General features: G+C 40.8%; 18 protein-coding genes and 2 pseudogenes. 6 read left to right on the plus strand and 14 right to left on the minus strand.

Annotation, left to right across the window (positions count from 1 at the left end):
- Positions 1-162 precede the first annotated feature (162 nt).
- The 6 genes and pseudogenes from MUB23_RS16180 (at position 163) to MUB23_RS19905 (ending at position 4,406) form a co-directional block, all read left to right on the plus strand.
- A complete protein-coding gene (locus tag MUB23_RS16180; protein WP_074754406.1) occupies positions 163-915 on the plus strand; it encodes a phage replisome organizer N-terminal domain-containing protein in 753 nt (250 codons plus the stop codon).
- Entirely contained in the window at positions 912-1,754 is an 843-nt protein-coding gene (locus MUB23_RS16185) for an ATP-binding protein (protein WP_074754404.1), read from the plus strand. The genes MUB23_RS16180 and MUB23_RS16185 overlap by 4 nt, the downstream gene beginning before the upstream one ends.
- A 14-nt stretch (positions 1,755-1,768) precedes the next feature.
- A complete protein-coding gene (locus MUB23_RS16190; RefSeq protein ID WP_020995296.1) occupies positions 1,769-1,957 on the plus strand; it encodes a transposon-encoded TnpW family protein in 189 nt (62 codons plus the stop codon).
- A gap of 111 nt (positions 1,958-2,068) precedes the next feature.
- A complete protein-coding gene (locus MUB23_RS16195) occupies positions 2,069-3,688 on the plus strand; it encodes a recombinase family protein (protein ID WP_074754402.1) in 1,620 nt (539 codons plus the stop codon).
- Positions 3,689-3,708: 20 nt separating this feature from the next.
- Positions 3,709-3,780, plus strand: a pseudogene (locus MUB23_RS20150) (Maff2 family mobile element protein); the annotation flags it as partial.
- A gap of 26 nt (positions 3,781-3,806) precedes the next feature.
- The gene (locus MUB23_RS19905) at positions 3,807-4,406 is read left to right on the plus strand and encodes a DUF4214 domain-containing protein (RefSeq protein WP_442874118.1); all 600 of its coding nucleotides are present in this window, start codon (positions 3,807-3,809) and stop codon (positions 4,404-4,406) included.
- Positions 4,407-4,890: 484 nt separating this feature from the next.
- Here the strand turns inward: MUB23_RS19905 and MUB23_RS16205 are convergent, their stop codons facing one another.
- From MUB23_RS16205 to MUB23_RS16265, 14 genes and pseudogenes are all read right to left on the minus strand, one after another.
- Positions 4,891-5,157 (minus strand): transposase, encoded by a 267-nt coding sequence (locus MUB23_RS16205; protein ID WP_330641922.1) that lies wholly within the window; start codon positions 5,155-5,157, stop codon positions 4,891-4,893.
- Positions 5,158-5,284: 127 nt separating this feature from the next.
- Positions 5,285-6,061, minus strand: coding sequence for an ATP-binding protein (locus tag MUB23_RS16210; RefSeq protein ID WP_244801796.1), 777 nt, complete (start codon positions 6,059-6,061; stop codon positions 5,285-5,287).
- Between the two features lie 6 nt (positions 6,062-6,067).
- On the minus strand, positions 6,068-6,685 hold the full coding sequence (locus MUB23_RS19910; protein WP_442874119.1) for a Mu transposase domain-containing protein: 618 nt from the start codon (positions 6,683-6,685) through the stop codon (positions 6,068-6,070).
- A gap of 528 nt (positions 6,686-7,213) precedes the next feature.
- Positions 7,214-7,576 carry a hypothetical protein gene (locus MUB23_RS19915; RefSeq protein ID WP_330641918.1) on the minus strand — a complete coding sequence of 121 codons (363 nt, stop codon included), beginning with the start codon at positions 7,574-7,576 and terminating at the stop codon, positions 7,214-7,216.
- A 267-nt stretch (positions 7,577-7,843) separates the two neighbouring features.
- Positions 7,844-8,680, minus strand: coding sequence for an acyltransferase family protein (locus MUB23_RS16220; protein ID WP_330641923.1), 837 nt, complete (start codon positions 8,678-8,680; stop codon positions 7,844-7,846).
- A 326-nt stretch (positions 8,681-9,006) separates the two neighbouring features.
- Positions 9,007-10,247: pseudogene (locus MUB23_RS16225) on the minus strand (IS1380 family transposase).
- A 229-nt stretch (positions 10,248-10,476) separates the two neighbouring features.
- Entirely contained in the window at positions 10,477-12,006 is a 1,530-nt protein-coding gene (locus tag MUB23_RS16230; RefSeq protein ID WP_244801798.1) for a lipopolysaccharide biosynthesis protein, read from the minus strand.
- 48 nt (positions 12,007-12,054) lie between these two features.
- Entirely contained in the window at positions 12,055-15,255 is a 3,201-nt protein-coding gene (locus MUB23_RS16235) for a DUF4214 domain-containing protein (protein ID WP_244801799.1), read from the minus strand.
- An 11-nt stretch (positions 15,256-15,266) separates the two neighbouring features.
- Entirely contained in the window at positions 15,267-16,250 is a 984-nt protein-coding gene (locus MUB23_RS16240; RefSeq protein WP_244801800.1) for a glycosyltransferase family 2 protein, read from the minus strand.
- 27 nt (positions 16,251-16,277) lie between these two features.
- On the minus strand, positions 16,278-17,249 hold the full coding sequence (locus MUB23_RS16245; protein WP_244801801.1) for a glycosyltransferase family 2 protein: 972 nt from the start codon (positions 17,247-17,249) through the stop codon (positions 16,278-16,280).
- A gap of 4 nt (positions 17,250-17,253) precedes the next feature.
- Positions 17,254-18,387 (minus strand): glycosyltransferase, encoded by a 1,134-nt coding sequence (locus MUB23_RS16250; protein ID WP_244801802.1) that lies wholly within the window; start codon positions 18,385-18,387, stop codon positions 17,254-17,256.
- Between the two features lie 19 nt (positions 18,388-18,406).
- Positions 18,407-19,558 (minus strand): glycosyltransferase family 4 protein, encoded by a 1,152-nt coding sequence (locus tag MUB23_RS16255; RefSeq protein WP_244801803.1) that lies wholly within the window; start codon positions 19,556-19,558, stop codon positions 18,407-18,409.
- Positions 19,559-19,584: 26 nt separating this feature from the next.
- Complete coding sequence (locus tag MUB23_RS16260) at positions 19,585-20,601, minus strand: glycosyltransferase family 2 protein (protein WP_244801804.1); 1,017 nt, start codon at positions 20,599-20,601, stop codon at positions 19,585-19,587.
- The gene (locus tag MUB23_RS16265; RefSeq protein ID WP_244801805.1) at positions 20,591-21,787 is read right to left on the minus strand and encodes a glycosyltransferase; all 1,197 of its coding nucleotides are present in this window, start codon (positions 21,785-21,787) and stop codon (positions 20,591-20,593) included. Before MUB23_RS16265 ends, MUB23_RS16260 begins: the two co-directional genes overlap by 11 nt.
- Position 21,788 lies beyond the last annotated feature (1 nt).

Genomic DNA, 21,788 nt, shown 5'->3' on the forward strand with positions numbered 1-21,788 from the left:
GGAAACAAAGGCAGAGATGTCACGCTTTAGAGCCTTTCAAACCCGCATAAATCAAGGCTTTTTTCGTGGGTGTCAAAGGGTACGCGATACATTTATCCTTTTCCCCCGGAAACGGCGTTCTAAATGCGTACAAACACCCCAAATCCACCCAAAGGAGGAACCATGTCAGACAACCGAAAATACTACTACCTCAAGCTGAAAGAGAATTACTTTGACGAGGACGCCATTGTGCTGCTGGAAAGTATGCAGGACGGTATCCTCTATTCCAACATCCTCTTGAAACTGTACCTGAAATCGCTGAAAAACGGCGGGAAGTTGCAGCTTGATGAAAATATCCCCTACACCGCGCAGATGATTGCCACCATTACCCGTCAGCAAGTCGGCACCGTAGAACGGGCCTTGCAGATTTTTATGAAGCTGGGGCTTGTGGAGCCGTTACAGAACGGCGCACTGTATATGAGCAACATTGAACTACTGATCGGCCAATCCTCTACCGAGGGGGAGCGAAAACGGCGGGCAAGGCTGGCTTTGCAGGAGCAGAAAGCCTTGCCAAAGGCCGGGGCGGACAAATGTCCACCATATCAAGCGGACATTTGTCCGCCAGAGATAGAGATAGAGAAAGAGATAGAAAAAGAGAGAGAGCGAGAGTTAGATACGGGACAACCCGCCCGCGCCGCCTATGGCCGGTATGAAAATGTTTTTCTTTCGCAATCGGAACTGGACGGGCTGAAAGCAGACCTGCCCGGCAAATGGGACTATTACATTGACCGGCTATCCTGCCATATCGCGTCCAGCGGCAAGCGATACAAGAGCCATGCCGCCACCATCTACAAATGGGCGCAGGAGGACGCAACTAAGAAAGCCCCGAAAAAGGGCATACCAGACTACTCATGCAAGGAGGGCGAGAGTTTATGAAGAACGAAATCAACGCTGTTTTGGAGAATATGACGGCCACCACCCCGGAGCCGGAGGACTACACCGGCGAGGACGGTTTGCTGTACTGCGGCAAGTGCCGCAAGCCGAAAGAAGCCTATTTTGCGCCGGATAAGGCCGCTATCTTCGGGCGCGACCGCCACCCGGCAGAGTGCGACTGCCAGAAAACCGCCCGCGAGGAACGGGAAGCCGCCGAAAAGCGGCGCAGGCACCTTGACACCGTGGAAGAACTGAAACGCCGGGGCTTTACCGACCCCGCCATGCGGGACTGGACTTTCGAGAATGACAACGGCAGGAACCCGCAGGCCGGGCTTGCCCGCCGGTATGTGGAGCATTGGGAGGATATGCGGACAGACAATATCGGCTGCCTGTTCTGGGGCGGCGTAGGAACCGGGAAAAGCTACCTTGCGGGCTGTATCGCAAACGCCCTCATGGAGAAAGAAATCCCCGTCCACATGACGAACTTTGCCCTGATCCTCAATGACCTTGCCGCCAGCTTTGAGGGGCGCAACGAGTACATTTCCCGCCTTTGCCGCTATCCGCTGCTGATCCTTGACGACTTTGGCATGGAACGCGGCACCGACTACGGGCTGGAACAGGTTTTCAATGTGATTGACAGCCGTTACCGCAGCGGCAAGCCGCTGATCGTCACGACCAACCTCACGCTGGACGACCTGCGAAACCCGGAGGACACCGCCCATTCCCGGATTTATGACCGGCTGCTTTCCATGTGCGTCCCGGTACGCTTTACCGGCGACAACTTCCGGCAGGAAACCGCCAAGCGGAAAATGGAGAGCATGAAGAAACTGATTACCGACTGAAAGGAGTATTGCCTATGGCAGATAACAAGCAGCACGACACCCGCACCGCCCGCCGCCCCGACTGCGTGACGGAAATCCGCATGGGCAATTCCGTCCTTGTCGTGTCCGGCTATTTCAAGAAAGATACCACGACCACCGCCGCCGACAAAATGGCGCGGGTACTGGAAGCGGAAGCCGCTGCTACGCAAAAACCGGCAATTTGACCGACTGTAAAGAAGCAAATTTAACGCTTTTGCCGCTGTACAGCCCCCGCTGTTCCGTGGTACAATGAAACCACGGAATAGTGGGGCTGGCTGTCGGAAACGGAGGATTTTATGTTAAGACAAGCCACCCAAAACCTCATTACCGCCCTTTATCCGAGATTGTCCCATGAGGACGAGCTGCAAGGCGAGAGTAATTCCATATCGAACCAAAAAAGGATACTCGAAACCTACGCAAAACAGAACGGCTTTACCAATCTGCGCTGGTACACCGACGACGGTTATTCCGGCGCGAACTTCCAGCGGCCCGGATTTCAAGCCATGCTTGCGGACATTGAAGCCGGGAAAGTTGGTACGGTCATTGTCAAGGACATGAGCCGGTTAGGGCGAAACTACTTGCAGGTAGGGTTTTACACGGAAATGCTGTTCCCTCAAAAGGGCGTGCGTTTTATCGCTGTCAACGACAATGTGGACAGCGCAAACGGCGGCATGGACAATGATTTTACCCCTCTGCGAAATCTGTTCAACGAATGGCTGGTGAGAGATACGAGCAAGAAAATCAAGGCAGTTAAAAGAGCAAAAGGCATGAGCGGCAAGCCCGTTACCAGCAAGCCGGTGTATGGCTACCTCATGGACGAGGACGAGAACTATATCGTTGACGAGGAAACCGCGCCGGTTGTCCAGCAGATTTACCAGCTTTGCCTTGCGGGGAACGGCCCGACCAAGATTGCCCGTATGCTGACGGAACAGCAAATCCCCACGCCGGGGACGCTGGAATACCGCAGGACAGGCAGCACACGCCGCTACCACCCCGGCTATGAGTGTAAATGGGCGACGAACACCGTCGTTCATATCCTCGAAAACCGGGAGTACACCGGCTGTCTGGTAAACTTCAAGACGGAAAAGCCCTCTTACAAGACCAAGCACAGCGTAGAAAATCCCATTGAGAAGCAGGCCATTTTTGAGAACCACCATGAGCCGATTATTGACACGGAAACATGGGAGCGTGTGCAGGAGTTACGCAAGCAGCGCAAACGCCCGAACCGCTATGACGAAGTGGGGCTGTTCTCTGGTATGCTGTTCTGCGCCGACTGCGGCCATGTGATGTACCAGCAGCGGTATCAGAACAAGAACCGCAAGCAGGACTGTTACATCTGCGGCAGCTACAAGAAGCGCACCCGCGACTGTACGGCGCACTTTATCCGCACCGACCTGCTGACCGCCGGTGTCCTCTCCAATCTCCGGCAAGTGACGGAGTATGCTGCCAGGCACGAGAGCCGTTTTGTAAAGCTGCTGATCCAGCAGAACGAAATCGGCGGCAAGAGAAAGACCGCCGCAGCCACCAAGCAGCTTGAACAGGCGCAGGAGCGGATTGCCGAAGTGAGCCGCATTATCAAGCGGCTGTATGAGGACAATGTGAACGGCAAAATCAGCGACGAGCGTTTCATGGAACTGTCGGCAGACTATGAGCAGGAGCAGCGGGAACTGAAAGACCGCACCGCCGCATTGCAGGCGGAACTGGACAAGTCGCAGGCGGCCACCGTTAACGCCGAGAAATTCATGGGGATTGTCCGCAAGCACCTTGCCTTTGAGGAATTGACACCCACCCTCTTGCGGGAAATGATTGAGAAAATCGTCGTGCATGAGTGCAGCTATGACGAGAACGGCACCCGCAGGCAGGACATTGAGATTTATTACAGCTTTGTCGGCAAAATTGACTTGCCCGAAGCCTAACGCCCGACCTATCCGACACAATGGCCAAGTGCCGGATAGGAACGGCAAAATTTTTTACACTTCTATTACTTCTTTATCGCACATCAGCAAAAGTGGAAGTGATGTAGCATTTGGTTTCATTTTTAGTAAAGAATATATTTCTAAACGCCCAGCCAGTCATGATTTTATTCGAGTGTTATATACTACTTTGCTAAACCGGCAGCCAAACATTAACGAAATTACTTATTGGCAACAGCAGATTTCTCAAGGAATGAGCTACTATGGAATTTTTTCCGGTTTTTCAAATTCCGTTGAATTCCGCGGACTTTGTCAGCAGTTTGGCATCGACGCAGGAAATTATATTTCACCTGAGGTTGTAGACCAGAATCCACCTGTTACGGCTTTTGTTGTGCGAATGTACACAATATGCCTAGACAGAAATTTTGACTCAATCGGATTATATGACTGGACGAATCGTTTGATTAATCAGGGCGAGAAGGGAAAAAATATTGTCCGTGGATTCTTTCTTAGTCAGGAATTTCTGGCGAAGCAACATTCGAACGAGGAATATGTAACATTATTGTACCGTACAATATTTAACCGTATGCCTGACGAGATTGGATTTCAAGACTGGTGTCATCGCTTGGCTGATGGATATAGCCGGGAAAAAGTTTTGGATGGATTTCTTTACAGTAGTGAATTTTCGGAACTCTGCCAACACTATGGTATCCTAAGCTAATTTGATGATGTTGGATTGGGGAAGTGTTAATAAATCTGAGATCGTTCCAAAATTTATGTTTTTAAACATTGAAATAATATAGTTTAGTCGTTGTGAAGGTCATAACCCGTTTTTCCAGTTTTGACCTTCACATATATTATAATTCCGCTTTTGCTAGTATCAAGCAAGGCCACCAAGGTGTAACCATCTAACAAAACCGTACATAGAAAAATCTACAGCCGATATTATAGGTAATCAGCAACCATTCTTGAAACAGTGTAAAACCACCGCAATGTCCAACTACGACATAAGTGATTCCTATTACAAGCAAGACATCAAATTGTTTATTCCGCTCCATCGCGTTTTTCTTCCCTTTTCTCTAGATTAATCATTTCCAACAATCAATAAATGGTTCTATCTTTAAGTGATGTGTATATAAAAGCACGTTTTGTATTAATGTCTCACGTAATAATTGGATATACCGATGCGGTGGGATCTTCCGCAATTATCCGTTTTTTCCTTGTCTCATATCGCATAGTTTTGCTTCCAGCAATTCTCTAATACATTTACCGTACATAGTACGTTTTACCATTTCGAGTCTGCTGTTGATTCCCTTTACAAAACCATAGCTATAATCATAGGCTACCGCATTTTCAACGGCGTCCATACCGTTTTCCAAACCTTTAGCAAAACTGCGTAATTCTTTTATCTTACTCTTTTTATACTTATCAATGAAACAGGCATGTCTGCTTACACAGACATTACCATGAATGAAAGTCGATGTATATTACGGTAAAAATGTACTCCTGTTCCGGAGAAACGGATACCGGAAGTCCGGAACTATGCTACCGTGAGTTCGGAACAGGAATACTGCACTTAATTGATTGTTACCTGCGAATTTACTCGCTTAATGTCGGATCCACCCCATATACTTCCCGCATGGATCTGTAATTCGTAGGATCTGTCGGGATAATGTTGATCTTGTATGCATCATGTTTGATGCGATCCAGTATTGCTTCCGAGAGGGGGCTGTCATCACCTCCAAGCTGATCATACCAGCCATTACAATCATACTGGAAACAGAAGATGGTAGATGATTTCCTATGTCTCCTATGGAGGAGTTCCAGAATGTCATGCTGCTCGGATTCAGTGGGCTTCAGCAGAAGCCATTCATCGATGATCAACAGAACCGGGTTGGCATATTTCCCCTGGATCTTCTTGTATGTGCCATCATTACGTGCCATCTCAAGTTCCAAAAGCAGATCCGGAAGCCGGACATATTTCGTCTTGTAACGCTGCTTGCAGGCTTCCATCCCAAATGCACAGGCCAGGTAGGTCTTTCCACTTCCGGTAGCACCGGTAATAAAGAGGTTCCTGTGTTCTGTGATATATTCACAAGTTGCAAGTCGTTCGATCAAAGAACGGTTCAACCTGCGCCCAGAAGTATAGTTGATATCCCCAATGTATGCGTCCGGCTGGTCGAACCCGGCATTGTGGATCAGTCGTTTCAGGCTGTTGCTCTTACGGTTGCTGTATTCAATATCCACCAGCATCCCGAAGCGATCCTCAAAGGAGAGCTCCTTCATCCTGGGATCCTCCATCTGGGTGAGAAATGCATCTGACATAGAGGTCAGGCGCATTTCAATACGTTTATCTATGGTGCTTTGTGTAGTCATGATTCCTTACCTCCTGTAGTAATCAGCGCCTCTTGTAAGCGCGTGGCTGCTTTTCCCTGAATCCGTATGTCTATCGGTTGCCACCCCTCTGTCCGGCATCTCTGCCTGGTCGTTTCCGGTATCAAGGATGTTCTTGATACTCTTATAGCTGGGAGTGGCCGTAAAGGAGAGTGCTTTTCGGCAGGTAGCTTCCAACCGATCGACAGAATACTTGTCGGCCAGTTTCAAAAACCCCATACAGCTGCGGTAGGACCGTTGTTCTACACATTTGGAGGTAAGGATCGCATCTACTACCTGACAGGTACTGGAACCGATCCGCTCCACCCATTTGCAGAATCGGTCGCCGTTCCATTCAAGGTACTGCTGGTGGGAAGGCGGCATATGCTCTGTAATTGTGCTGTACTGCCCCTTGCGCCCATAAAGGCGACGGTGGGATGCAATCCGGTTGTGGTTGTAAAAAATTTCAATGGTTTTATCTGTAACTCTCACATCAACTTTGTGCTTTATATATTCATGTGGAACTGAATATAGCATTCCGGCAAAGGATATGTGATAATTGAACTGAACGGTGGCTTGTTTCCATTCCGCCAGTTCATATGGGGGGCAGGTAAAGGTGCCAGCAATGGCATTTCTTCATCGCGGAAGATCTCGTACCGGCTACCCTGTTTCTTTTGGAAAGGGCGGTGACTGAAATCTTCCAGTTTTTGTCGGATCGCCCGGTTTAACTCACTGAGCGAGAAGAACTGCTCATTACGCAGGGCTGCAGTGATTCATGTGGAGATATTACCTACACTGCCCTCGGCATTGGGCTTGTCCTTTGGAGCCCGGACGCGTGCTGGAATGATCGCAGTTCCATAGTGTTCGGCCATCTCCTGATAGACGGCAGTTATCCGGCATGAGAATCCTGGCGACACCGCCAAAGTACTCGTACATATGCACATGTGCAGCGATCCATGATGGCTGCTTTTCATCCATGAATGCCTCTACGTATGAATACTGGCTGTAGGTCATAACTCCTACGAAAATGTGCGTATCCATGATTTGGCCGGTATCCGGATCTATGATATGTGCCGGATCAACAGCCCAATCTACCTCAACCTGTTCCGCAGGCTTACGATTGATAGGCATGGTGGCACGACGCTTCTGCTCGTCCTACTGGATGTAAAAGCAGAACTGAGAGCACATAAGTGGCTCGTCTCCGGAGAGGCGGCATTCCTCAAAGGACTCTGTCCAAAGGAGCTTCTTGTTCACCCCATTGCGGAGAAGTTCTCTGCGGATATGCTCGTAGTCAGGCATCCGCTTTGCTGTGGCAGGTTTTGTTTTTGAATCTGGAAAAAGCAGCTTACCCAGAACTGGATCTGTTAGTTTAGGATCCAGAGGCCATAAAAGATTCTGCTCCCTTGCTGCCTTCAGCACCTTGTTGACGGTTGTCTTAGACGCATTGCAGCTAAGGGCGATGTTGGCTTGGCTGAGACCTAATCCGGATAACCGGATGATCTCTCGGTACTTGGTCATAAATGGTGACCTCCTCCTATAATGTATTTACGCTTCAAAACGCATGGATACATTATAAAGGAAATAGGTATCATTTAGCCGGAATCCCGGTATCCGATGCCCGGAATTGCGGTATCCATCAAAACGGATTTATGGTACTGCGCTTCCGGAACAGCAGTTCAGAATCGCCCGGAATACTCATACTCACACATGACATGCTCGACGGCTCAGAAATCAAAAATTGAATTATATGGTGAGAATTACATCTTCATAAACAATTTAGGGTATTCACTTTATTTTTCCAACAGTTTTTCTAATTATAAAACAGTATATTAACATAACCCCCATTATACCTCCAAAATAAATACCCAAATCACAAAATGAATTATTAACTCTTGGCAATAAAACAAACAATTTCCCTTCAATCAAATATATTGGATAAGAATAGGTTCCTAACTTTGAAAGAAATCCGTATTTCAAGTCAAATCTTATAATCAACTTTACAACAATTATCATAAGTAAAACTAGCAAAAGATTTTGCAATTGAAAAGAAACCTTGGCAAATACGGCACAGCCGTAAATTATCAAAACAGGCAATATCAAAAATATATAAGTACATTTGCGAACTCTCACACGATCATTACAATAATGTATGATCATTGCCGCAACAACACCTAGGGGAAAAGAAAAAGCATTTTGTTGAAATTGCCAAGAACAGCTGTCAAAATAGGAACTATTCTCCAAAATAAAGCTAGCCAGTAGCAACATAAAAAAGCATCTAATTATGTTGTTAACTTCAAATTTAAATAGAATATAAAATATAAAATACCATATAATAAGCAGACTCATATACCACATGGTTGCATCCATGTCTCTGTTAAAATCTACCATCAAAAGATTTTTCAATAATATACTGGTATCCTTTCCTTTTATTAAGATAAAATAACAAATAGTAACAATCCAGTATGGAGTAAAAATCTTTGCAATTTTATCATTCCAATAATTCTGATGAATTCCTTTTTCATTAAAGGACATAAAAAGACCATAACCAGATAAAAACAAAAAAAATACAGACACCACCTGTCCCCAAAATATTACGAATATACTCGTTAATATTAAAATAATTGCCTAGTATATGGGTTAATAGGATACAAAAAATAGAAAATCCTTTAAGTAAATTTGATTCCGCTTTTGATATTAGCATAATAACCTCTTACGTCCATCAATTTCTTTTTTCTAAGAATGCATTCCTAGCTTAAGTTATCTAATACAGTTCTTTAACAATATTAATTCTGAATTATTCATGAGGATATAATCCCCATCATATAATTCAATTTTTGATTTTTGAACCGTCGAGCATGACATGTGAAGGCAAGTTTTTATGATAAAGGGTATAGTATCCCTGTATTCATCAAATTCACATGTTCTGCTATCAAGGTTCGGTGTAACTGTTATTCCAGCTTTGGCTGCCCCCCCCTGACATTCTCCAGTGTTTCGTATAATTCACCTTTATAAGGGCAACTGCTACAAAGCTTGAATGTTATATTTCTTGCTGAATGTACTACCTTAGCGGCAATCTTCAGCAATTTTAAGCGAATGGTATTTATCTGCTGTTTTCTCATGGATGCTGATAAGGCCAGTCGTTTAAACCAATTAAATATTGTTGTATACCAGTGCATGGATCTGGAGACGGTTTGCATTTACGATTTTTGATGAGCTGCTTGCCGCCGCGAAATCAAAACCGTTCTTGCTTTCCTTGATATAGTTTGCCATTATGCCACGCTTACAGTAGAACTTGACTACTTTTTCTGGTTCAGAATCCATGTTTGCTACGATAAATGTGTACATGTGGACCACCTACTCCGTAGGTTTTTCGACCTTGCATACAACGCGGCATGGGTATTCCCAAGATTTTACCTGAAAAAGGAACTCACCATAACAGACCATATATGAGACCATATCCTTTTGAGTGATTTCTGTAAGCTGCTCATCTATACAAGAGGCAAGTTCACGCAGGATGCTATTTTCTTTCAGATGGATCGCATAGAAAACACTATTTGTTTCACATTGATGACAAAGCTCCGGTTTTGTAAATCCGCTGTCTCCTCTCATCAGCAGGGGAAGGTCCGGGTAATCAGTACCAAATTCATTAAGTAGGGGCTGCAAGAATTCCATAACACCAGTTAATGAGTAATCAGTTCCATTACGAAATTTTATTTTCAGAAGATCGCCGTTAATTCCATCATAACAGACCAATGGATGGTATCCATGATTCTGATAGTAGAAGTTAAACCCTTCGCCTTCCTGATGACCATAAGTATTTAAGAGTGTAGAATCCGATCAAGAAAAAGCTTTTCTGGTTTCTTGACAGAATATACAACTTTTCTAAAACGTCGCATCAGATCATAGAACTGCTGCAAAGTGGATTCATCCATCCGGTTGAAAAATCTCGACAGAGTCGGCTGTGAAGCAAATGCTTTCTTTGCCAGAATAGCCGTCAGTATTGGATCATTGGTAAGCTCATCGGCACAGTCATTGGTTTTGAACTCCTTTTTTATAATATCACAAAGCCAAGTTTGAAAGCAAACTCTTTTATCAGGAGTAGACCTGCATCGGAGGATTAATCACCTCCTTCAAAATTTATTTTCAAATATTTATTGCTTACTAATGCAGTGTCGTTTAAACTAGTCATAAAGAACTTCTTCTTTGTTTTTATTTGGCTTAGATACCTAAATTTTAACAAACTTGAAGTTCTGTTTCTCTGGAAATATCTTCACCCGTTAAGTGAAAGTATAAAAAAAATAAGTAACTATTTGGCATTGACCTTAGTAAATGAATTGACCTGAATAATTCAGGTTAATTAATATAAAATATCTTTAATCGTAAACAGAAAGTATTTCAACAAAAAATTATAAATATTGTCAAGTTTTTTTATTTGCGATTTTTGCAATTATCATTTTTTTATAATATTGAAATTCTTTTCTCTTCCAAAAGCATATAACCATTACTATATTCGGTATTATCAAGCAAACTATTATTTTTACAATAAATGATTTTATTCCCGATCCGTTTATAAAATCAGTAATTTGAATTGTAATCAACCCATTTATAATAAATACTATCGTGTTTATTATATATTTGATAAAATATCCTTTTATTGGTTGCTCAAATCCATATTTATATAAAATGTATGGTTCTATCCAAAAGGCAACAGCCAGCGTGCTTACCATCGTCCCTAAAAACACACCAACAATACCGAATATACGTGCTAAAAGTATAGAGACAACCAAATTCACAAAGGATTCTACCAATGCTTTATAACGATCATACCAAAACAATCCTAATGCATCCCTAAATCGAAGAACAACTTGACGCATTCCGGATAGGTAAAAATTCACCAATAAAATCAATACCATTTGTTTATTCAAAAGATATTCTTTTCCGAAACAAAGCTCTATAAAGGGATTGATTAACCCCCCCAGGCAAATCGATGAAAATGAAAAAATCCAAAAATTTGCAAAATCTAGTAACTGGAATACGCGAAATACTTTTCCTTTATCCTCAGTAGCGCCTAGATTTCCTATACTAGATGTAATAGAGGAAAGCACTTGTCCAATTACCTGTGTAAGAGTGTTGATCACCATACGATAATTGGAATAGATTCCTGTACTTGTTAATCCACCAAAAACAGTCAACAAAATATTATCGGTTCCATTAACAATTGCTCCCCCTAATCGATGCATAAACATCGCTTTAATATTTCGAAAAATTTCTATTCGTTCTTCTCGCGGCAGTTCTTCTTTCATCACCTCCCTAATATGTGGAAACATCCTGTCTGCTTTCCGTGCCAACCCCCAATTCACTAAAAATGTTATGCTAACCTGTACGCACAAATAAATTATAAAATTATGACAAACGATCAGTACAATAATCTGTACCAAACTCTGAACACAAGAAAATCCATACTGGTAAATCGAACAAATATAATTCAATTGATTTGCTTCAATAATAGCTCTTTTATAAGAAAAGAAATAATTCAACACCAAATTCAATACATATAGTACATAAATCAATTGGACATTTTGGAAACCATCTGGAATATCCCCTATCAAGTATTGCACAAACGGGGCCAAGCCAAATCCTACAACGGCTACAAAAATCCCTATTTTTTTATATAAGCCTTGATAAAGTTTCATTAACTGTTTTTGCTTCTTTATGTCATTTCTGGCAACGGGCTCATACATGAAAAATATTATTGCCCCTCCAATACCCAGCTCAGACAGTGACAATAAAGTTAAAATATCGCCAAACAGCCCGCTGGCCCCTAAATATGCTTTATCCAAGGTTCTAGTAAAAACCATCCGGCACAAAAATGTGAGTAACGTGCTGGCCGTTTGCCCGCCTAAACTTACAGCCGCATTTCGAATCGAGTTTTCTGTACGCATTTTCATTCCTTTTCTGCTATATAAAGTCCCCTGCATTTCCTTTTATATTAACATTTAATTCAGGTTCTCTGATTTTAACATAGCTTCATATTTAGGAGACTCCAAAAATTGTTGCACTAGCTGTTCACGCGATACTCCAGACCCTAGAGCTTCTATTTCCTCTTTAATATCGCCTTGATCTTCTATATCCTGATTCCAACATACCTGGTAAAGCATTGAAAGGAACTGTTCATCACTCAAATTGCGAGCCTTTGCTTCATCACTGTCCATAAATTGTCTTAACATTTCAGCAGCAGAGACTCTGTTTTCCTGCCAGTATTGGTACCAATGTTTTATCCCGTTCAAATCTGCCTGTCGGCCAAGCACCTCCGAATACAGCTTTTGCAAATACGCTCCATAATGATTCTCTGCAATCCAAACATCTTCTACATTTAAATCCAATCCATTAGATGGCATCATTTTTATCTTAATATTCAGTTTTTCTTCAGGGGTAATCATAGTAATTTTCTTGGTAATGTTCAAAACACGATCAACACCTGCATTTTCAAACACTCGCATAGTTATATCCTCCAGAGCAGACACATGTATCGTTGCTAAAGCATCTTCCCTAGACTTCACAGCGCTAATATCCATAGTAATATCCACACACCCTATAGTTGAGAAATTTAACAATTGTAATCCATAAGATTCTTCTTTATTAGTTAAGCACCTTACCGAAAAACTATCCTCCTTGGATGCGAATGAATAACCTGCGCTCTGCCATGCATTAATAATCGCCATATTATTATTTGACACTGCCAAAAAATAGGACGGTGTCGCATCTAATAAAGTCATAGTTTTCAACAATTCACTATATTCAAATAGTTCTTTCGTACGTTTAATAATGTAAATCTCACTTCCTGGTGTTTCTCCTATAAAGTCCGAGTACACTTTATATTTCAGCTCGTTAGATCCTAACCCCTCTTTCCAATACTCCATAGAGCATAGCGCCTCATCTTCTACACCAACAAACAAAATCGGACTGTCCGCATGAAGTAAAACGATATCGTTCACCACTTGCTTTACCTCGTGCATTCGATCAATTCCATCTCTGTATTCATTTTCCAAATATTGATATGACAAAGAAGATACTTTTAAAACGGTTCCCGTTTCTGTAAAACAACGAAATTCAACAATTGAGCAACCTGAACTTAGCTCTAGCGGTATTTCTAGATGTAGATATCCGTTTTCAAAGTCATCCCATTCAAGCACTTTTTCATATAAAGGATATATATTCCCGTCTACATAAATACTAAATACCGCCAACTGAGATTTCACACCTTCTAGAATTTCTATATCTGCATTAACCTCATATTTTCCTTGGTAAATTTCTTCTACAACATTACGAAATAGATACCCCTCTATACCATTGGACTGCATTTCAGAAGCTTCTTCGGAAATATTATTCGCCGATACTGCGTTTTCCAGTCCGATTTCATAACGTATCGGTCCATTGCTTTTCCATTGTTCAATCGCTTCCTTATTATCCTTGCAAGTCAAAAAATATGTATCGTCTGTTTTATCCAAAATCACATAATCCTGCATAATTTCTTCTCTCATTTCCGCTCCAGTATGCAGTAATATATATTCGGCATCATCAACCTTATCCAATTCATGATAGTCTAAAGCAACTATATTAAGATCTGACATGATATATTTATATCTATAAATATTCCAATACATAGCCCCACTGCTAGTGTCATCTAACAAATAGTAAATATTTTCCTCATCTACATATTCCATTACTCTCTCTGCCAGCTTATAAAGATCGAGCACAAAATCCTTTTGACTGTTTATAAGTGAGACGATATTAAAATAACTAAATCCAAGCCAGAGGCTCCCCACTATACCCACGGCAATTATTTTAAAACCTCTTTTATGACGCAAAAGAAACGTTATTCCCCCGCCTAAAAGAGTTGATATCACCCCTACGCTTATAGTATATTTAACAGCTGACGATACTCCTGGAATCTTTGGAAACTGTACTATTCCAACTATCGAATTTTCTGAACATGCAGCAATCCCATACCGTCCAATATAATAATATAAAATCATTGCACTACAAAGATGAAATGCTATTAACCCAATACTTGTCCACGAAAATTTTTTCCATCTACTAACACCATAAATGCCATAGAGAAGGACAGGGGCAATAACATATTCGCTATATCTTCCATATAGTAATGTGTCAATCCGTGCAGGCTCAATAGTAGAAATCGCGCTAATCCCCACGGCAGCCAATACGGATAAGAGCAGAAAAATTCTGCTCACTGTATAACGACAATTTTCTTTTTTTATAATCTGCTTTATACCATCAGCAACGTCTTTAACCAAACAAATCATGCCCCAGTAAAACAGAAAAAAAGTTGAACACCCCAAATAAAAGAATCTACCCAAAAAATTAACGACTAAGCTAAAAATTCCCTCCATCGAAAACATATATGAAAGCTTACTTACCTGACCCGTAAAATCATTTTTACCCACATTACTTGCATTCGCATATACATCCTGAATAATTGTACTTTTACAAAGACTGCTCAAAGCTAATGCAACAATTGCGCTGACAATTATAACACTTCCGATTTTCCAGTTCACTTGCTTGCTAAATAGCAAAATTATTATTGCAATCCCAAAAGCAATAATAATCCCTAAACTCCTCTGATGAATTACATATAAAAAAATAACGCATACTCCTAAAAAAACAGCTTTCCATAAACGAGGCCGTTCTTCTAATGAAAGGAACAAATCATATGCAAGCAAGAAAAAAAATGTCAAAGTAATTTCAACAAATGTAAGCTGTACATAAAAAATGTATGCGCTATATAAACTTATCACAAAGCAGCTGCAAAGCAAATATACTCTCTTAACATTCGGAATCAATCGCCGTCCGATCCGGAATAGCAGCCCAAAAATACCGATCAACAAAATCACATTGATACAGACCGCTCCTCGAAATCTCCATATAGGGTTTTTTATTAAATATAATGGTGTCAGTAAAAAACCATATCCATAAGAATAATAAGGAGCCAGCTGCATAACTCCCGACCAATCCTGCCCCGCAAAATAGGCTGCCGAAGCCCAATACCCCACCTCATCAGGGACTATTAGAGGACTATACGCACTACGAATATTCCATATAGAAAAAAGAAAAATCAAGGCAGAAAAAAAGAAAAAGAAAATTTTTTCGGTTCGGTTTAACTTCATTTGACTATTCATGTTTCTTATCATCACTTTCCCCAAATTTTTTTCACTTTTCTCATCGGCTTATACAGTTTAAAAATTATAAGCAACATCCACAATTTCGTACTAACCGTAAAAAAAGAACTGCGAAAAAAGAGCCGCCAATTTTTCTTCCATTCCGCAATCAACCTATCATAATACAATCTATGATCATTTAAATTTTCAGATTGAGCCAGTTTATGCAAATTATACACAATACGATCCAAATAGAACAATCTTCCCCTCACTTCTAAATCCGGGTAATCTTTTCGAATAATTTGGTACAGCTGCCAAGCCTGCTCCGTATTAGCATAGTATTTTGAACTAAAAGAGCTTCCTGTTATGCTGTCTTCTCGGATACGATAAAAATATCCCGGAATTCCCAAATGAACAACACAATCACATTGCAGCAAAACCCGATACGTAACTAATATATCTTCAAAAATAACATTCTCAGGAAATTGTATGTTTTCAAAAAAGGATCTCTTATAAAGCTTCCCCCAAGAATTGCTATCCAGATCCTCCCTCAACAACATCCGCGAGAATGCATCTTTTCCTGTCATTTTTATGCTAGACTCCAACAAGTATACCGGCGTCTGAAAGTCTTCCGAATAATAAAGTATTACGCCGGTGCAAACTACATCCGCATTGTTTTCACGACTTGCTCGATATAGTTTTACTAAAATTCCTTCTATTAAAAAATCATCGCTGTCTACAAACAATAGAAATTCTCCTCGTGCCTGTTTAATCCCAGCATTACGAGCAGAACTTGATCCCCCATTTCTCTTATGAATAACGAATATTCTATTATCCTGTTCGGCATACAAATCACAAATAGCACCTGATTGATCTGTCGACCCATCATCCACCAAAATCAACTCCCACAGAACGTCTGACTGTCGTTGAATAGAATGAATACACGTCTCCAAATAGTTCTCCACATTATATACTGGTACGATTATGCTGATCATACCAGCCTCATATTTTTCCATCAGTACCACTTTCTCCCTCTTTGTATTTCATCTATGTAGACAGCCCTTTATCCACCGTAAGGGGCGGTACAACTTCCATGGAATCAACCGAATTCCCCACTTTGTCTCGCAATCCCAGTAGGGGCTGGTTAAAATTTCTCTTTTACAGTTTATCACTTCTTTTTGAAGGGAGCGGTAGTAATGCTTCCACTCTTCTTCTACTTTTTTCCGAGAAAGATACATATAATTTTCCGTTACTGCACGTAGATAATAGACCCGGCCTTGGGCTTCTAGCTCCGGGTACTGCTCTTGCACAAATCGGTATGTTTCCTCTGCAAAGCGTGTTAAATTTATTCGTCCTTTGTTAAATGCTGAGTTGGTAATACTTCCTAGCCTTCTTCGATATCTGTATCCAGGGCGTCCTGTATGAGCAATTTTATCGCACTGGATAAGAAGACGATAGGTAACTGGCATATCTTCAAACTGTTCCCCAACCGGATAACGAATCCCATCCCAAATACTATGAGGATATAATTTTGCCCACGCATTGCTATCAAGTCCGTCACGCAGCAACATACGTCTGAACGCTTCTACCCCGGTCATACAAAAAGGAGATGGATAACAGTATAACTCCTTTTGCTCTCTATCTGAAAAAGAGACAGCGCCGGTGCAGACCATATTGGCTCCTGTCTTTCTGACAGCCTCTATCATTTCTCCAACCACATCTGCCTCTAAACAGTCATCGCTGTCTAAAAAGGTAATGTATTGACCAGTACAAACATCAATCCCTACATTTCTTGCCTCAGACAGCCCGCCATTCTTCTTATGAATAACACGAATCCAAGGATATTGGGAAGCATATGCCTCACAGATTTTTCCCGAACGATCTGTTGAACCATCGTTTACCAATATCAGCTCCATTGTAGGATAGGACTGTCTCAGAACGCTATCTATACATTCTTCCAGATAGGCTTCCACATTATAAATAGGCACAATAATCGAAACCAACGTCTCCATCATTTGCTCACACCTCCTGCTTATTTACAGTCTGTTCTAAAAAGCATCCTAACCTCCGGGCCAATATTTTATTATCATGCTGATTCAAAAACAAATTTCGCACCTCCGGCTGAAATCCAGAGATAGTTTGCTCCCGGAAAAAATTTGAGATATTTATTACAAAATCCTCAGCCTGATTACATCTGAAAACGCCTTTTACCCCCTCAACCTCATAACCTTCTAAGGCCTCATCTGTCGCAAAAATAGTTTTTCCGTACATCATGGCTTCTGCCGTCTTCACCTTCATACCATCACCATACAAAATCGGCATTACTATTGCCGGAAAAGAATAATAATATTCAGACAAGTCGTTCACAGTACCCACTACCCGAACTTGCTCATTCTCCAATTCACTCCGCATCGATTCAAAATTTTTACCTACGATGACAAGTTTATATTCCCTTAATTTGGACATAACATTTTGTATAAACCATCGGATCCCATGTAAATTGGGAGGAAAAAGAGATCCAACAAAAAGTAATTCCTTTTCTCGAAATTCTGACTGCACACGTGCGAAATCAAATATATCTTGAAATGTAATCGGTAACAACATTCCTGCTGCTTTACCATATTCTTTTTTTAATAAATCAGAATCCCTGCGATTTAGACACACAATAGAATCTGCATTCTTGACAGCATATCTTTCATTACGCATTGCTGCCCAATAGCGAGGATAGTTACCCCAGCCACCATGAAGCACCAAATTTTTATAATAATATTTATCAATATTCTGCATAAGTACAACTCTTTTTACACCATGGGGAACATAACGCATCATATATCCGAACAGCCCCGACTCAAAAACAACCACTTGGACATCTGTTGTCTTTAAATATTGTTTTAACTTTTTTTCGTTATTATATGTTACAATACTATTTCCTCGTAAAAAAGTTGTCCATCGTTCCTTTCGCGAAGAGCTCATATGAATATTATAAATATTTCCCCTTACCGTCTCTATCATTTGGTCAGTAAAAATACATAGTTTCACATTGTCTTCACCAAAATATTCCAAAAGCAACTGGTAATTTTGCAAGCATCTTAATAGTCCTCCGCTGTGAGTCTCTTGCAAAAAATTTCCGATTGCCATATATAAAACCTTCATTTAGCCCTTAATCTCCTCTTCACGCCTTATCTTTGTTATAATCACATCTTTCTTTTTCTTCCAAAATAAACTTCCGAAATCGCTGAGCACATACAGCCGTATCATATTTTTCAATAAAGAGTTTCCTAACAGACAAATTCACTCCTCTAAATTGGGGATCCTGTAATACCTTGTTTATTGTTGTGACAAAATCCTCCTTGGTACTACATTCAAAAATACCTTCAACGCCTTCTGTTTCATAACCTTCTAGTGCTTCCTTAGTCGCTATAATTGTTTTTCCATACATCATAGCCTCAGCTGTTTTCACTTTCATTCCATCCCCCCAGAAGATGGGCATAACAACAACATCTGCCTGCTCATAAAACTGCGCAGTATTATCAACTGTACCGACCACTCTAACATTTTCACATTCCAATTCTTCTCGGCATTTTTCCATTCCTTTTCCCACTATAGATAGTATTCCATTCACTTTTGGCATTACATTTTTTACGAACCATACAATTCCCTGATAGTTAGGAGGAAAATTACTTCCAACGAAAAGAAGATTCTTACCATTTTTTGGCACATCTACATCAATTTCACCTGGAAAGTGATCTTCAAACGAGATAGGAAGCACTAAATCCACACCTCGGTGATAAATCTTACGTATCAACATACGATCTCGTTCATTAAGACACAAAATCTGATCAGAATATCTTATCATCCTCGTTTCATTATACCAACACGCAAAAAAACGCGGAAGTGTCAACACACTTTTATGAATAACCCTATTCCACGCATAATTTTTTTCTATGTTATGCATAAACAGAATCGTTCTAATCTCTGGCTTTAAGCGCTTTTCAACCCCCCACCAAAAAGAAGCCTCAAAAAAAACAGCATCTATGTCCAGACTATTAATATATTCTGCGACTTCCTCTTCTATCCTTTTCCCCATCTCTACCCGTAAGCAAAGACAATTATAAACTACAGACCATTGGCTTCTTTTTTGCCAAACATAATTCCTATTATCCTGCGCTTGCTTACGTTTACAATTATTCGAGATAATAACCGTATAGACAGAATCCGGGCCTAATATTTTAGTTAATAAATTATAGTGCCTTCTAGCCTCAATTACACCTCCATAATTTAATTCACCAAATATATCCATTTGTGTAACCATCACAATTTTCATTAATCCGCTCCTAGCTTTAAATCACTTTAATTCAAAAGCTTTTCTCGAAATTTAGTAAAAAAGAGTTTGCCAAATATCCTCGCACTCCAATATAAAAAATGTGGTGAAAGGAACATAATCAGTGCACAAGCTTTTTCAATTCCTTTTCCTGCCTTATTTTTCAAATAAGCTTTCAGCTGAAAGAACTGGATATCTTTAATCTGATTAAACAAATTTTTATCTCTATAGCCGCAAAAAATCATATTCATTAGAATCCACAATCTTACTCTTACCCACCGGTAATTAATCGCATCTTTCACAGTCTGCGTTTCATTCTTTGTTAGGTTCTTCATTCGCCTAGCAGCTTCCAGAGAAGATGCTTTACGAATATCAAAACAATGCTCCTCATACATTTTTCTCATGGCAGATTGATCATTCCGCACATAATAATAAGTAGGTTCACAAGAATAATACCCACTCGTGCAAAACATTAAATACTGACAAATCCATAGCATATCCTCAGAAATCGATATATCAGGAGATAAGCGTAATTGCTCACGATTAATAATATCGCGCAAAAAGATTTTGTTCCACAAATATCCGCCAATATAACTATCACACACGGTTTCTTCAAATAATTGTTCCCTCGTTAAAACAGTATTCGCTCCCCATGACTTTTGCCGTTTATTTTCCGCCGAAACATTGTATAAAGCAGTAATTCCAATGTCTCTGCCTGCAATCGCGTTATACAAGTTCTCAATGTGGTTTTCTTTAATGTAATCATCCGCATCTACAAAGGTAACATACTTTCCACTAACAATGTCCAACCCACTATTTCTGGCAGCAGAGACACCACTATTTTCTTGGGAAACGAAGATAATTCTTGAGTCTTTCAGAGCATACTCTCGACTAATTGTTGGACTATTATCTGTTGAACCATCATCTATTATAACGACTTCTAAATTCTTATATGTTTGTGCACAAATAGAAGCAAGGCACCGATCCAAAAAAGGTCCTGCATTATACACTGGCACAATAACTGATACTTTGTATTCATTCGTCATTTGTAGCCAATTCCCCCGATAAACATGTATAAAAAATCTCTGCGTATTGTGCCCCTATTACATGATAATCAAACTCGGCTGCTGTCTCTACGGATTTTTTACATATTTTTTCATAATAATCTTCATTGAATAGTAATGATCGAATTGCATCGGCAATGGCGTGGCTATCTCGTTCCGGCACTAATATACCATTCTCACCATTTGTGATAATATCTTTTATTCCTCCAGACAGACTTGCAACTACAGGCAAGCCTGATGCCATTGCTTCTAATATAACCACTCCAAATCCTTCCTTGGCTCCACTCTCTGTCGTAATAGAAGGGGCAACAAAAATGTCCGAGGAGGCATATATTTTCGTCAATTCTTCATGTGTCTTTGCCCCTAAAAACTGTATTTTATTTCCTTGTTCCGCCGCCTGTTCTTTCAAAATAGATTCTAAAGGCCCTCCTCCTACTATTACCAGCAGAGCATCAATTTCTTTTACGGCTTCTATCAAATAGGTGATACCTTTAATCTTATCAAGTCTCCCCACAAATAAGATCACCTTTTTTCCGTCTTGCGAAAACAAATTGTCTACCGCATGTCTCTTTCCAAAATACTCTGTCCAACACCCCATAGGAATTATGCTGGTTTTATCATTGTAGTACAGACAGTTGATCTCTTTTTTCAAATGTTGGGATACCGTGGTTATTGCTTCCGCTTTTCGCAAGCACCTCTTTTTCAAGCAACCTACAAGTCCCCTATTCATCTCTCTGACATCTGTTCCATGTCCTGTTACTACATAAGGTTTACCAAAAAAACTCTGAATAATCCCCTGCGGAATCAGCCAATTCGCTTGAATAATATCATAGTCTTTTTTAATTTTTAAAATCTTTGCCCATAAAGCTAGTAAAAGACATGGTACTAATAATGCTCTTATTTTTTTTTCTTTTATTCGCGGGACGATTGCCCCCGGATAACATAGTGTTTGAAGGCGACTTATCGGGAAATACTGGTATCGTATCACGTTAACGCCTTCCATTTTTTCCATTTTTTCTGCTCCTGGAGCACCCGGAGCAAGAACGGTTACATTAAAATAAGGAGTCAAAGACTTTGCCAAATCCAAAATAAATCGTGGCTCTGTATCTCCTTTCCATCGCGGAAAAGTAGAAGCAGTCATTAAAAGATTATATCTTCCTTCTCTCATA

It is taken from the genome of Cuneatibacter sp. NSJ-177 (assembly GCF_022867805.1).
GTDB lineage: Bacteria > Bacillota > Clostridia > Lachnospirales > Lachnospiraceae > Pseudolachnospira.